Raw genomic sequence first — 13,035 nt, 5'->3', positions numbered from 1 at the left:
GTGACGCCGGGACATTGACGCACTGCTTCGGTGGCCGTCACGATGCGAGGTGGAAGCTCCTCCCGCATGGTCACCTTCTTCGTCGCCTTCCTCGTGTCGCTCCTCGTGGCCCTGGTGCTCACGTGGCGCGTGCGCGAGCGCGCGCTGGCGTGGGGCTGGTTGGATCAAGCGAACTCCAGCCGCAAGGTGCACGTGCGGCCCATCCCGCGGCTGGGTGGCATTGGCATCGTGGGAGGCTTCTTCGCGCCGCTGTGCGCGCTGTTCTTCGTGGACTCGGGCGTGGGGGACCAGTTCCTCGCGCAGACGGAGCTCATCGTCGGCCTCTTCGTGGGCGGCGCCATCATCGCGGGGCTGGGCTTCTACGACGACCTCAAGGGCGCGGGCGCGAGGCTGAAGTTCTCCGTGCAGTTCGCGGTGGCGCTGGGCCTGTACGCGCTGGGCTTCCGCATCGAGGTGCTGGCCAACCCCTTCGGCGCGGAGCTGACGCTGGGGCTGCTCAGCCTGCCGCTGACGGTGCTGTGGGTGGTGGGCGTCATCAACGCGCTCAACCTCATCGACGGGTTGGACGGGCTGGCGGGCGGCGTCGCGTTCTTCGGCGTGGGCACCCACTTCCTGCTCGCGCTGATGCGCGGGGACGTGCTGCTGTGCCTGCTGATGGTGGCGCTCGCGGGCGCCATCCTCGGGTTCCTGGTGTTCAACTTCAACCCGGCCTCCATCTTCATGGGGGACACGGGCAGCATGTTCCTGGGCTTCGTGCTGGCGGCGGTGTCCATCAAGACGTCGTCGAAGTCCGGCACCGCGGTGGCGCTGCTCGTGCCGGTGATGGCGCTGGGCCTGCCCATCATGGACACGCTGCTCGCCATGGTGCGCCGCTCGATGCTGGGCAGACCCATGTTCAGCGCGGACAAGGAACACATCCATCACCGGCTGATGAGCCGCCTCTTGCTGTCCCACCGCACCACCGTGCTGGTGCTCTACGCGCTGTGCACGCTGTTCATGCTCACCGCGCTGGGGCTGCACTTCGCCAACAGCATGCAGAGCGCGCTGCTGCTCAGCGGCATCGCCGTGGTCATCATGGTGCTGATGCGCAAGCTGGGCTACCTGGACATGCGCCACATGGGCACGGTCCAGCAGACGCGCCACCGCAACCAGGAGCTGCGCTCGCTGGTGCGCTCCGTCACCGCCGCGGTGCGCGCGGCCGGTTCGTTCCAGGAGGTGTGGAGCGCCGTCCGTCCGCTGTCCTCCGGGCTGAACCTGTCCGTGCTGGAGCTGCGCCTGCGCCGCCCGCATGAGGACGTGAGCGGAGGCGTCGTCTTCGAGTCCCAGCACCCGGACGCCGATGCCGCGACCGCGCTGGAGGTGCGCCTGGACGTGAAGGAGGCGGAGGCCCTGTCCGGCGCGCTGCGCCTGGTCTGGCGCGACGGTAGGGCCGCCATCGATCGGGACGAGGAGCTGGCGCTGGAGGTGGTCGCGGACGCGGTGGCGGAGCGCGTGGGGCAGCTCGTGGCGCTGGAGGCCGCGGAGCCCGAGCGCATCATCGCGCTCCGGCGGTGAGCCCATGTCCTCCTCTCCGGACCTGCTGACCCTGCTCCACGCGTGGCCAGAAGTGCCCGACGTCCCCGGGCCTTCGGACGAAGGCGCCTGCGAAGCGCTGGTGAAGGCCGCCGTGCGCCATGGGCTGGCGGGCTTCGTCGAGCACGCGCTGACGAAGGCGGAGTGGACGCTGACCCCGGACGCCCGGGCGCTGCTCTCCCGCGAGGCCCGCACCGCCGCGGCGCGGGGGATGCGCGTGCGGTCGCTGCTGTCGCGGAGCCTGACGGCGCTGGCGGCGCTGGGCGTGACGCCGGTGCTTCTCAAGGGCTACGGGCTGGCGCGCAGGCTCTATCCGGAGCCGCTCCAGCGCGCCACGAACGACGTGGACCTGCTGGTGCCGCGCGCCCGGGTGCTGTGCGCCGTGCACGCGCTGGAGGGCATGGGCCTCACCACCCAGGCCGGCGACGTGGACCGGGACGACGCGCACCACGTGGAGCTCACCGGCCCCGACGGCCTGGTGGAGCTGCACTACCGCGCGCTCGCGGGCTACGGCCAGGCGCTGGAGGGCGACGCGCTGGTGGCGCGGGCCGAGGACGCGATGCTGGACGGCCACCCCGTGCGCTACCTGTGCGCGGAGGACGAGGCCGTGTACCTGTCCCTGCACGCGAGCAACCACCTGCTGCAGCGGCTGGCGTGGCTGTTCGACCTGAAGCTGCTGGCGCGGGCGCACCCCCGGCTGGACTGGGACCGGGTGGTGACGCGCGCTCGGCGGACGGGGCTGCCCCACCTGGTCTGGTACGCGTGGGACGCGGCGCACCGGCTGCTCGACGCGCCGGTGCCGCCGTGGGTGCTCAAGGCGCTGGCCCCGCCCCGGTGGCAGCGCGCGCTGGCGACGCGGCTGTTCTCCGGCCCCCGGCTGGTGGGAGCGGACCTGGCGCGCAACAAGCCCGCGTGGGTCGCCGCGAAGCTGGCCCTGGCCCCGCGGGCCCGGCCCATGGTGCGGTACGCGCTGCGGCGGCTGCGGGGGCTGAGGCCGCCTCCTGAGACGGGAGCGGAGCCAGGGGCGCCAAGGCCTGTCCGGTCGCCCGCTGGAAGACGGTGATTGCGGCGGGCGGGCCCGGCCCATTAAAGGTGCCGCACCATGGCGCCCAGCCTCCTCGATACCTTCCGGGTCCTGTCCTCCTTCGAGCCTCCGCGCGGCAAGCTCCGGGGCGCGCCCTGGGAGGCCTACGTCGACTGGGCCATCTCGCAGGGGCTGGCGCCGCTCGCGGCGTACAACCTGGAGTACCGGATGGGCGGGGGCGATGCGCCCGAGTGGGCCCGCGACCGGATGATGTCCATCTACACCGGCTCCGTGAACGACAACGTCATGAAGCTGGTCCACTTCAAGCGCATCGTGGATCAGCTGGAGGGCCGCAAGCTGCTCCTGCTGGGCGGCGCGGCCTTCGCGGAGGCGCTCTACCCGCACGTGGGCTTCCGGCCCGTGCTGGACATCCAGGTGCTGGTGCGCCGCATGGACGTGGACGGCTTCGCCGGCTACCTGTCCAACCACGAGTTCGTCCCGGAGCCGGACACGACGAACAGCGGCGCGGCGCGCGTCGTGTCCGACGGCCGCACCCCCATCCACATCTACGCGGACGTGCTGGGCGCGAACCGACGTGAGCAGTTGGCCGGCATCTTCGACCGCGCCCGACCCATGAAGGTCTACGGACAGTCCGTCTTCCGCCCGGAGCTGGAGGACGCACTGCTGCTCACCGCGTTGGACCAGGCCCACCACGGGTATGACGTGCCGTGGCTGTCGTTCGTGGACCTGCGCGAGCTCATCACCGGCGCCACCTGGATGGGCGGCGTGTACTCGCGCCCGATGGACGTGCCGGCGCTGCTGGCTCGCGCGGAGGCGTTCGGCCTGGAGCGCGCCCTCTACACGTCGCTGGCCATCGTGGCGCGTCTGTTCCCGGAGGCGGAAGCCGCGGCCACCGCCGCCTTCCCGCCGCTGCGCCGCGCGACCCGTGAGCTGCTGGACAGGGGGGTGGTGGGTCCGGTGAGCACCCCCGGACGTTCATCCGCCCTGCGGGGTGTGGATCGGCTGCGGCGCCTCCTCACGGGGCGATAAGCCTGTCTGGTCGCTCTGCGTCCTGCGTGCCCGGGCTTTCTTTCGGTGCGCGGGTCGGCGTATGAGTTCATGACGCCACCTGTCGAAACCAGGACACTCAAAGAATGCGCATTGCCATTATCGGATCGGGTTACGTCGGACTCGTCGCGGGCACCTGCTTCGCGGACTCGGGCAACGACGTCGCGTGCGTGGATATCGACGAGCGGAAGATCCGCATGCTCCAGGAGGGACAGGTTCCCATCTACGAGCCGGGTCTGGAGGAGCTCATCCGCAAGAACGTGAAGGAGAAGCGCCTCACGTTCACGACGAACCTGGCGGAGGGCGTGGCGAACGCCCAGGCCGTGTTCATTGCCGTAGGCACGCCGGAAGGTGAGAGCGGCGAGGCGGATCTCCAGTACGTGCTCGCGGCGGCGCAGTCGGTGGGCCGCGCGATGAAGCAGTACACGGTGGTGGTGGACAAGAGCACCGTGCCGGTGGGCACCGCGGACAAGGTTCGCGACGCCATCGCCAAGGTGACGAACGTGGAGTTCGACGTCGTCTCCAACCCGGAGTTCCTCAAGGAAGGCGCCGCGCTGGACGACTTCTTCAAGCCGGACCGCGTCGTCATTGGCGCGGACACCGAGCGCGCGCGGAACATCATGGGGGAGCTGTACGCGCCGTTCGTGCGCACGGAGAACCCCATCCTGTTCATGGACACGCGCTCCGCGGAGCTGACGAAGTACGCGGCCAACGCGATGCTCGCGACGCGCATCTCCTTCATGAACGACATCTCCGCGCTCTGCGAGAAGGTGGGCGCGGACGTGGACTTCGTGCGCAAGGGCCTGGGCGCGGACAAGCGCATCGGCTACCCGTTCCTCTTCCCGGGCGTGGGCTACGGCGGCTCCTGCTTCCCCAAGGACGTGAAGGCGCTGGTCACCACGGCGCGCGAGTACGGCCTGGAGCTGGACCTGTTGCGCGCGGTGGAGCGCACCAACGAGCGGCAGAAGAAGCTGCTCGTGAACAAGGCCGTGAAGCACTACGGGTCGCTGGAGGGCAAGAAGTTCGGCGTCTGGGGCCTGGCGTTCAAGCCGAAGACGGACGACATGCGCGAGGCGCCGTCCATCGAGGTCATCGAGGGCCTCATCGGCAAGGGCGCGACGGTGATTGCGCATGACCCGGTGTCCGCGCACGCGGCCAAGCGCGTCTTCGGCGATCGCATCCGCTACGCGGAGGTGCCGTACGACGCGCTGGAGGGCGTGGACGGCCTGTTCGTGGTGACGGAGTGGAACGAGTTCCGCCACCCGGACTTCGACCGCATGAAGAAGCTGATGAAGTCGCCGGTGGTCTTCGACGGCCGCAACATCTTCCAGCCCGCGCGCATGCGTGAGCAGGGCTTCACCTACTTCGGCATCGGTCGTAAGTAGATGAAGCAGCAGTCCGGAGGTTCGCTGGATGCACTGACGGGGCTGCGCTTCCTGGCGGCCCTGCACGTCGTGTTGTTCCACTTCGGCACTGCGTGCATCCAGGGCGTGGCGCCGGAGTGGATGGTGCAGGTGGTGGCCTCCGGCTATGCGTCCGTGGGGGTCTTCTTCGTCCTGTCCGGCTTCGTGCTCGCGTACAACTACGTGGACACGGCCGGCGGGATGCAGACCCCGCCCCGGGCCTTCTGGAGCGCGCGCCTGGCGCGCGTCTATCCGGTGTTCCTCCTGATGTTCATGCTGTCGGCGGTGCCCACGGCGCAGGGCTCGCTGGCGGCGAACTCCGTGCCCGTGTCCGTGGCGAAGCTGAGCACGGCGGGGCTCACCACGCTGTTGATGCTCCAGTCGTGGGTGCCGAAGCTGGCGCTGTACTGGAACCCGCCGTCCTGGTCCGTGTCGGTGGAGGCGTTCTTCTACGCCGTGTTCCCCGCGCTGGCCGGGCGGCTGGAGCGCTTCCGGGGCGCGCGCATGACGGCGGCCCTGGTGGGTGTTTGGATTCTGGGGCTCCTGCCGCCGGTGCTCTACCTGGTGCTGCGGCCGGATGGACCGGGCCCGCTGAGCGTGGCGACCGGCGGCACCTGGATGGCGGTGTTGAAGTTCAACCCGCTGGTGCGCCTGCCGGAGTTCCTGCTGGGCGTGCTGCTGGGGCTCGTCTTCGTGCGCGAGCGCGCGGCCGCGGCCTCCAGGGCTCCGCGCTCCGGCGCGGTGATGGCGCTGGCGGGCGCGGCGCTGCTGCTGCTGGGCTTCTCCCAGGGCGCGTGGATTCCGTATCCGCTGATGCACAACGCGCTGCTGGCGCCCGCGTCGGCGCTGCTGGTGTACGGGCTGGCGCGCGGCGGCGGTCCGCTGGGCCTGGTGCTGGCGCGGCCGTGGCTGGTGCACCTGGGTGGGGCCAGCTACGCGCTGTACCTGCTCCAGTACCCGGTCAGCGAACTGGTGCACTGGATGGAGCGGTTCGTGGACCTGACGTCGCCCACGCGCTTCCTGGCGGTGCTGCTGGTGGTGCTGGTGCCCGCGTCGGTGGCGGTGCACCGGTGGGTGGAGACGCCGTGGCGCTCGCGGGTGAAGCGCGGGTTGCAGCCGTGGGTGGATGGCACTCCGGCGCGGCCGGCTCCGGCCCCCGTGGTGCCGGGCGCGTAGTCCGCGGGATGTAGCGGACGCCGTCCCTTCAGCGGACGGCGTTCAGCGGGCGAGGCCGCAGGCCTTCTTGCCTTCCTCGGTCTCGATGGTGCGGCAGTCGCAACCCTCGAGCTTCGCCTCACACGCGAGTTCATCCTCGGCGGTGGGCTCCACGCGGCCTTCCTCGTCGGCGGCGCGCTGCTGGCAGGCCTGCTTCTCCACCGAGTTCAAGGCGCACTCGCAGAGCTTCTCGGACAGCTCGCGGCAGGTGCTCTTGCACGCGGTGAGTCCGGAGAGGGAGGCGCAGAGGAAGGCGGCGGTGAGCAGGAAGCGACGCATGGGGTCGGGCGAAGATGCCAGATGGGTCCCCGGATGCAAGCGGTGTCCCGGGGGGCGCGTTCATTCGAAGGCCCGGGAACGCCGCGTCCGGGGAGGAGGCGTCCAGGCGGCGCGTCTCCTGGCCGAGGGGACGGGTCACGGAGCCTCGCGAGGAGCGTGACATACTCCCGCGCCGCGCATGACTCCTGGCTCCCACCGCGTCTCCCGGTACACCGTCTTCGCGGAAGTGGCGCTCGCGGCGCTGGTGGTGCTGGGCCCGGTGGCGCTCGGCGGCGCGGCGCCCTGGGTGGTCTGGCCGTTGGGCGTGCTGTCCGGGGCCGCGGCGGTGCTGGCGTTCGTGGGAGCGCGGCGGCAGGGGGAGACCCCGCGCGTGCCGCTCCTGGCCGCGCCGCTGGTGGGCGGAGTGGTGCTGTGCGCGTTGCAGCTCGTGCCGCTGCCACCGGGGCTGCTCGCCTGGGTGAGTCCGGAGGCCGCGGCGCTGCGCGAGGACGTGCTCGTGCCGCTAGGGCTCACGGGCTGGCGGCCGGTGTCGCTGGAGCCTTCCGCCACCTGGCGTGAGCTGGCGAAGCACGTGGCGTACCTCCTGACGTTCGTCGCGGCGGTGCAGGTGTGCCGTGCGCGCGCGTCGCGGCAGCGGCTGCTGTCGGTGCTGGCGTTCACGGGCGCGGCGGTGGCGGCGGTGGGGCTGGGACACGCGCTGTTCGGCGTGGAGGCGCTGTTCGGGCTGCGGGCGTACGTGCATGCGCGGCCGCCGCTGGTGACGCCGTTCGGCAACCCCAACCACCTCGCGGGCTTCCTGGGGCTGTGCGCGACGGTGGCGGTGGGGCTCGCGCTGTCGAAGCAGCCGCGTTCGCGCGCGTGGCCCTTCGCGATGGCGGCGATCGTCTCCGGCGCGGGTGTGCTGCTGTCGCTGTCGCGCGCGGGCATCGTGTTCTTCGTCTTCGGGCAGGTGCTGCTCGCCGGGTGGCTGATGAAGCAGCGGCGCGAGGCGCGCACTCCCGCCAGGCCCGCGTGGGGGAAGGGCGCGGCGGTGCTGCTGGGGCTCCTGGCGACGCTGTCCGTGGGCGCGTACCTGGCGGCGGATCAGCTGTGGGCGGAGGCGCGCACCGTGGACGGTATGGAGTCCCTGCGCCGCGGCAAGCTGGAGCCCTGGCCCATGATGGCCCGCGCGGCCCGCGCCTTCCCGGTGCTGGGCATGGGGCGCGGCGCGTTCGAGGCCGCCTTCCCGCGCTACCAGACCGAGCCCAACCCCAACACCTTCACGCACCCGGAGAACGCGGTGTTGCAGGTGGCGGCGGAGTGGGGCGTGCCGGGCCTGCTGCTGCTCGGGCTGGGCCTCTGGGCCTTCGTGAAGCGCGTGCGACGCGAGGACCACGGGCCGGTGGAGCTGGCGGTGCTGTCCGGCGTGGCGGCGCTGGCGCTGCACAACCTCTTCGACTTCAGCCTGGAGCTGCCCGCGTGCGCGGTCGCGGTCGCGGTGGTGCTGGGCGCGGTGGCCCGGCCCCGTGATGCCGAGCGCATGGCCGCGCGGCGCACGAGGACGGGCTCGCTGCCCGCCGGTCCCGCGCTGGCGCTGGCGGCGGGGCTCACGGTCGTGATGCTTGTCGCGCTGGTGCCGGGGCGCCGGAGGATGGTGGACGCGGAAGCCCTGCTGGCGGAGCGCGTGTCGGCCCGGGCTCCGGGCGCGGAGGTGCGCGCGCTGGGGCTCCAGCTCATCGACGTGCATCCGGCGGACTACCTGCTGTACCGGTTGATGGCGATGGCCTCCGTGTCGAACGGCGCGGCGGGCGCGAAGGAGGCGTTGGCCTTCATCAATCACACGCTGTACCTGCGGCCCCTGGATGCGTCCGCGCACCGCGTGGCCGCGCGGGCCCTGCTGCACCTGGGCCGGCGCGAGCAGGCCTTCCTGGAGTACCGGCTGGCGCACGAGGCCGGGGACACGCGCGTGTTGATCAGCGAGGCGATGCCCAGGGCCCGCACGGTCGAGGAGCTGAAGACCCTCACGTCCGAAGCGCCCGGACAGGCGGTGGAGCTGGCGGAAGCGCTGCTCGCCGTGCCCACACGCCGCACGCTGGGGCTCACGTGGCTCGCCTGGGCGCGCGAGCACTTCGAAGGCCGGCCCGAAGCCACCGCGTTGTGGATGCAGGAAGCACGTGGACGGCTGGCCCAGCGGGAGCTTCCCGAGGCGGAGGCGGCCTGCGCGGAGGTGGAGCGGCGCGAACCCGATGCACTGGCCACGCACCTGCTGCGCGCGGACGTGTGGCGCGCGCAGGGAAGGAGCGCGGAGGCACTCCAGTCGCTGGAGGCACTGGTGAAGCGCTTCCCCCAGGACGTGGAGCTGGCCTTCACGCTGTCCACGCGGCAGCAGGAGGCCGGGCTCACGCGAAGGTCCCGGGACACGCTGGCCGCGGTGGCGCCGTACCTCACCGACCTTCGGCAGCGCGCGCGCTTGTTGTCACTGGAGGCGGACAGCTTCGAACGGGAAGGCCTGCTGGCCCGCGCACTGGAGCAGCGCCGCTCGGTCGTGGGGCTGCTGCCCGGTCCGGAGAGCCACTTCGCGGTCGCCCGGTTGCAGGAGCTGCTGTCGCGCTACGACGCGGCCGCGCGCTCGGTCCACGAGGGCTTGAGGCTCATGCCGCTCGACGATGCACGGCGCGCGGAGGGTGCGGCCTGGGCGGCGCGGCTGGAGGCCCGCGAGCGTGCGCTCCAAGACGCACACAAGGGGGCGCTGCTGGAGGACGCGAAGGCTCGGGAGCTGGACCTGTCCGGTTCACCGGCGGTCAGCGACGCTCCCTCTCCCTGAGGGCGTCAGGCCGAAGCGCCTGAGTCTTCCATGGGCGCTCCGTACGACGCCTTCCCTTCCTCCTTCTCCCGCGAGAGCGGCTGGATGAAGGACGCGACCAGCGGCCACTCCAGGCGCGCGAAGTCCTGGAAGCGCATCTCCAGGGCCTCCTCGTGCGAACCCGCGCGGAACAGCAGCCGTTCATTGACGCTCAGGGATTCGTCCATCGCGACGGGCAGGCCGTACAGCTCGCCGAAGGGAGGCTCGGCCCCCGTCTCGCAGTCAGGAAAGTGGTCAACGAACTCGGACTCGGCGGCGAGCCGCGCGGTGCGGACGCCCAGCGTGTGGCGGATCTGCCGCAGGTCCACGGTCGTCATCGCGGGCACGACGACAATCCACGGCTGCCGGTCGGCCAGCACGATGACGGACTTGGCCACGCGCCAGCCAGGCACGTTGAGGGCGTCCACGAGCTCCATCGCGGTCACGGCCCGGGCGTGGGCGTACCGTTCGAAGGGAACGCGGTGGCGCCGCAGGTAACTTTGGATGGCATTCGGAATCATGGGGGACATCACCTCCTTCGCGTTCAAGGTGTGTCCGGACGACGCGAGCGGCCATGCGCCGCCCGAACGAGGCGGCCGTGACGGCCTGCCCTTGTCCGGTGCGCCGGAGGGCAGGCAGGCGGCATCACGTCACGTCACTGCTGGAAGTCGTACACGCTGCCCAGCTTGAGCAGGCGCGTCAGCTCGTCGAGCGCGGTCATCGTCTCGCGCGCCAGCAGCGGATCCCGCACGTCCTCCGGCTTGAGCACGTCGCGGTAGTGCTTCCGCACCCACGCCGCGAGCCCCTCATGCAGGGCCGGCGAGTAGAAGACGTCCGCGGTGATGGCGGCGCGCTCCACGTCCGTGAGCGAGATGCGCTGGCGCAGGCACGCCGGGCCGCCGCCGTTGTTCATGGACTGTCGAACGTCCAGGTAGTGCACCGCCTTCACCGGGTTGTCCCCGGCGACGACGCGCTCCAGGAACGCGCGGGCGGTGGGCGTCTCGCGGCTCTCGATGGGCGCGATGATGGCCATGGTGCCGTCCGGCAGCGACAGCACCTGCGAGTTGAACGGGTACGCGCGCACCGCGTCCTTCACCGGCAGCTCCGCGTCCGTCGCGACCTCGAAGCGGAAGGCATCCCCCAGCTTCTCGCGCAGCGTCTGGAGGAGCTTCGGGTGCTCCACGAACGCCAGCGCGTGCAGCATCAGGAAGCGCTCGTTGCCCACCGCGAGTACGTCCGTGTGGAACGCGCCCGCGTCGATGCCATCCGGGTGCTGCTGCGGCAGGAGCACCTGCTCCGGCGCCAGCTGATGCAGCCGCGCCAGGGCCTGGCTGGACTCCAGCGTCTGACGCGCGGGGAAGCGCTGGGGCCCCTTCACGTCCTGCCACGCGCTGCGTCCCCAGGCGAGCAGGTGCACGGCCTTGTGGCCCGGCGTGAAGAGGCGCGTGTGGTTGGCCGCGCCCTCGTCCGCGAAGTGTGAAGCGCCCGGCAGCGGGGCGTGCACCTGGAAGTGCTTCGCGTCCGCGAAGATGGCGCGCAGCACCGCGTGCGTCGTGTCCGCCTCGATGGCGCGGTGGAACATCTGCGTGAGGTTCGCGGGCGTCAGGTGCAGCCGTCCGTCCGCGGTGTCCGCCGACGGGGCCACCGTGGCCGCGTTCGCCGTCCACATGGCGGAGGCGCTGGAGGTGAGGCGCAAGAGGTGCTCCGCGTCGCGCGCGGCGCGGGTGATGACCTCCTCGTCGGAGCCGGTGAAGCCCAGCGTCCGCAGGGTGCGCAGGGAAGGGCGCGGCTGGGGCGGCAGCACCGCCTGGCCCACGCCCAGCTCCGACACGAAGCGCATCTTCTCCAGCCCCTGGAGCGCCGCCTCCCGGGGGTGGCTGGGCTGGCCGCCGTGGTGCTGTGACGCCAGGTTGCCCGGCGAGAGGCCGGCGTAATTGTGGGTCGGACCAATGAGGCCGTCGAAGTTGTATTCGCGCATGGGATATGGAGACGCGTCGTGGAGCGTCCCCCTTTAACAAAGCGCCTCAAGCGTTACCTGCGCTACCTGCTCATCGCCGGGATGTTGCGCCTGCTCCAGTTCCTGCCGCTGGGGCTGGCACGCACCCTGGGCATGACGCTGGGCGGCTGGGCCTATGCCCTCGTGGGCGGGGAGCGTCGCAAGGCGCTCAAGTCGCTGGCCCGCGCCTTCCCGGAGAAGACCGGGGCGGAGCGTGACGCGCTCGCCCGTGACGCCTTCCGCCACCTGGCCGCCGCCGCCCTGGAGGTCGCCTCCGCGCGTGCGCTGGATGCCGGGCTGGAGGCCCTGGTGTCCTGGCCGGACGAGGACCGCCGGGTGCTGGAGGCCGCGCTGGCGAAGGGGAAGGGCGTCGTCTTCGTGTCCGGCCACGTGGGCAACTGGGAGCTGCTCGCCCGGCGTGTGGCGAGGGCGGGCTACCCCAGCCAGAGCATCGCGAAGGAGACCAGCGACCCGCGCCTCACCGCGCTGGTGGAGGACTTCCGGGCGAAGGGCGGGGTGCGCAGCATCTGGCGCGGCCAGGAGGGCGCGGCCCGGGCCATGCTCCGCACGCTCCGCGGCGGCGAAATCCTGGGCATCCTCATTGACCAGGACACCAAGGTACAGTCCGTCTTCGTGCCCTTCTTCGGGGAGCTGGCGGCCACCCCGCGCGCGGCGGCGGACCTGGCGCTGCGCACCGGCGCGGCGGTGGTGGTCGGCTTCTGCCAGCGCGACGGCGAGGGCTACCGGCTCACCATGGAGGAGGTGCCGCACCCGGACGCGACGGAGCGTGAAGCGGCCGTGCAGGCCCTCACCGCCGCCCTGTCGCAGCGCATCGAGGCGGCCATCCGCCGGGCCCCCGAACAGTGGGTGTGGATGCATCAGCGCTGGAAGACGCGTCCTCCCGAGGACGTTCCCCCGGCCCCTGCCGGCGCACCGTCCGCCCCGGCGCGGTGATAAGGAGGGCCTCGTGCCGCGCCTGCTTGCCTTGAGCTTCCTGGGACTCCTCGCCACCGCCTGCGCGCCGCGCCGTCCGGCCCCGGGCGCCGCGAACGAGCCGCGCCCGGACGTGGTGCTGGAGGGCGCGCACCTGCGCTCCTACGAGGGCGACACGCTCCAGGTCTCCGGCACCGCCTCGCGCGTCCTCTACCGGCGCGCGGGCGGCGAGGTGCAGGCCACCGAGGTCGTCGTGCGCCTGCCCCCCGGAAAGGGCGCGCAGGGCTCGCCCCCTTCCACGCAGGAAGGCACCACCATCACCGCGCCGAATATGGACGGCAGCCTCGCGTCCAAGACGTGGGTGGGCACGGGTGGCGTCGTCGTGCGGACGGGGGAGGGCCTGGTGGCCAACACCCCCCGGCTCACCTACGACGCGGAAGCGCGGCGGGCCCATGGCGAGGAAGGCGTGACCATGAAGGGCCCCGACTACCAGATGCGGGCGGACCGCTTCACGCTGTCTTCCGCGGACCAGACGTTCACCTTCGAGGGCGCGGTCCAAGCCGCGCTGGGTGGAGCGACGGAGTGATTGAGTTCCTCGTGATGGCGCTGTTCCTGGCCCAGCCCGCGTCCTCCCAGGCCGCCGCGTCCCCCTCTCCGGGCGCCCCGGCCGTCGCGCAGGCCACCCCGGCCCCGAAATCCGGTGCCCCCGGTGCCGCCCCGGCCG

General features: G+C 71.9%; 11 protein-coding genes. 8 read left to right on the top strand and 3 right to left on the bottom strand.

Annotated elements, in window-relative coordinates; translation table 11 throughout:
• Positions 1–66: 66 nt before the first annotated feature.
• The 5 genes from D7X32_RS21865 to D7X32_RS21845 all read left to right on the top strand — a co-directional run bounded on the left by D7X32_RS21865 (position 67) and on the right by D7X32_RS21845 (position 6,243).
• Positions 67–1,554: an MraY family glycosyltransferase gene (locus D7X32_RS21865; RefSeq protein ID WP_120604506.1), complete on the top strand. Its 1,488-nt coding sequence runs from the start codon at positions 67–69 to the stop codon at positions 1,552–1,554.
• 4 nt (positions 1,555–1,558) lie between these two features.
• Positions 1,559–2,635, top strand: coding sequence for a nucleotidyltransferase domain-containing protein (locus tag D7X32_RS21860; RefSeq protein ID WP_120604505.1), 1,077 nt, complete (start codon positions 1,559–1,561; stop codon positions 2,633–2,635).
• 39 nt (positions 2,636–2,674) lie between these two features.
• A complete protein-coding gene (locus D7X32_RS21855) occupies positions 2,675–3,646 on the top strand; it encodes a nucleotidyltransferase family protein (RefSeq protein ID WP_120604504.1) in 972 nt (323 codons plus the stop codon).
• Positions 3,647–3,750: 104 nt separating this feature from the next.
• A complete protein-coding gene (locus tag D7X32_RS21850) occupies positions 3,751–5,049 on the top strand; it encodes a UDP-glucose dehydrogenase family protein (protein WP_120604503.1) in 1,299 nt (432 codons plus the stop codon).
• The gene (locus D7X32_RS21845; protein WP_120604502.1) at positions 5,050–6,243 is read left to right on the top strand and encodes an acyltransferase family protein; all 1,194 of its coding nucleotides are present in this window, start codon (positions 5,050–5,052) and stop codon (positions 6,241–6,243) included. It abuts the gene before it with no gap.
• A gap of 42 nt (positions 6,244–6,285) precedes the next feature.
• Here D7X32_RS21845 and D7X32_RS21840 read toward each other — a convergent pair whose 3' ends face one another.
• Complete coding sequence (locus tag D7X32_RS21840) at positions 6,286–6,561, bottom strand: hypothetical protein (protein WP_120604501.1); 276 nt, start codon at positions 6,559–6,561, stop codon at positions 6,286–6,288.
• A 178-nt stretch (positions 6,562–6,739) separates the two neighbouring features.
• Between D7X32_RS21840 and D7X32_RS21835 the strand changes: the two genes are divergently transcribed.
• Positions 6,740–9,364 (top strand): O-antigen ligase family protein, encoded by a 2,625-nt coding sequence (locus D7X32_RS21835; protein WP_120604500.1) that lies wholly within the window; start codon positions 6,740–6,742, stop codon positions 9,362–9,364.
• Positions 9,365–9,369: 5 nt separating this feature from the next.
• On the opposite strand, the gene D7X32_RS21830 is transcribed toward D7X32_RS21835, so the two are convergent.
• Complete coding sequence (locus tag D7X32_RS21830; protein ID WP_171448525.1) at positions 9,370–9,903, bottom strand: aminoacyl-tRNA deacylase; 534 nt, start codon at positions 9,901–9,903, stop codon at positions 9,370–9,372.
• Between the two features lie 134 nt (positions 9,904–10,037).
• Complete coding sequence (astB, locus tag D7X32_RS21825) at positions 10,038–11,360, bottom strand: N-succinylarginine dihydrolase (protein ID WP_120604499.1); 1,323 nt, start codon at positions 11,358–11,360, stop codon at positions 10,038–10,040.
• A gap of 18 nt (positions 11,361–11,378) precedes the next feature.
• Here astB and D7X32_RS21820 point away from each other — a divergent pair, with 18 nt between their 5' ends.
• Together D7X32_RS21820 and D7X32_RS21815 are read left to right on the top strand one after the other, a co-directional pair.
• Positions 11,379–12,332: a lysophospholipid acyltransferase family protein gene (locus D7X32_RS21820; protein WP_120604498.1), complete on the top strand. Its 954-nt coding sequence runs from the start codon at positions 11,379–11,381 to the stop codon at positions 12,330–12,332.
• A gap of 13 nt (positions 12,333–12,345) precedes the next feature.
• Entirely contained in the window at positions 12,346–12,897 is a 552-nt protein-coding gene (locus D7X32_RS21815; RefSeq protein ID WP_120604497.1) for an LptA/OstA family protein, read from the top strand.
• Positions 12,898–13,035: the final 138 nt, after the last annotated feature.

Source organism: Corallococcus carmarthensis (assembly GCF_003611695.1).
Taxonomy (GTDB): Bacteria; Myxococcota; Myxococcia; order Myxococcales; family Myxococcaceae; genus Corallococcus; species Corallococcus carmarthensis.
This window is presented reverse-complemented; position numbering and strand designations above follow the sequence as displayed.

Bases quoted from the DNA above. Each gene is read 5' to 3' on its own strand.
- D7X32_RS21865 (WP_120604506.1), top strand. From the start codon at position 67: ATGGTCACCTTCTTCGTCGCCTTCCTCGTGTCGCTCCTCGTGGCCCTG.
- D7X32_RS21860 (WP_120604505.1), top strand. From the start codon at position 1,559: ATGTCCTCCTCTCCGGACCTGCTGACCCTGCTCCACGCGTGGCCAGAA.
- D7X32_RS21855 (WP_120604504.1), top strand. From the start codon at position 2,675: ATGGCGCCCAGCCTCCTCGATACCTTCCGGGTCCTGTCCTCCTTCGAG.
- D7X32_RS21850 (WP_120604503.1), top strand. From the start codon at position 3,751: ATGCGCATTGCCATTATCGGATCGGGTTACGTCGGACTCGTCGCGGGC.
- D7X32_RS21845 (WP_120604502.1), top strand. From the start codon at position 5,050: ATGAAGCAGCAGTCCGGAGGTTCGCTGGATGCACTGACGGGGCTGCGC.
- D7X32_RS21840 (WP_120604501.1), bottom strand. From the start codon at position 6,561: ATGCGTCGCTTCCTGCTCACCGCCGCCTTCCTCTGCGCCTCCCTCTCC.
- D7X32_RS21835 (WP_120604500.1), top strand. From the start codon at position 6,740: ATGACTCCTGGCTCCCACCGCGTCTCCCGGTACACCGTCTTCGCGGAA.
- D7X32_RS21830 (WP_171448525.1), bottom strand. From the start codon at position 9,903: ATGATTCCGAATGCCATCCAAAGTTACCTGCGGCGCCACCGCGTTCCC.
- astB (WP_120604499.1), bottom strand. From the start codon at position 11,360: ATGCGCGAATACAACTTCGACGGCCTCATTGGTCCGACCCACAATTAC.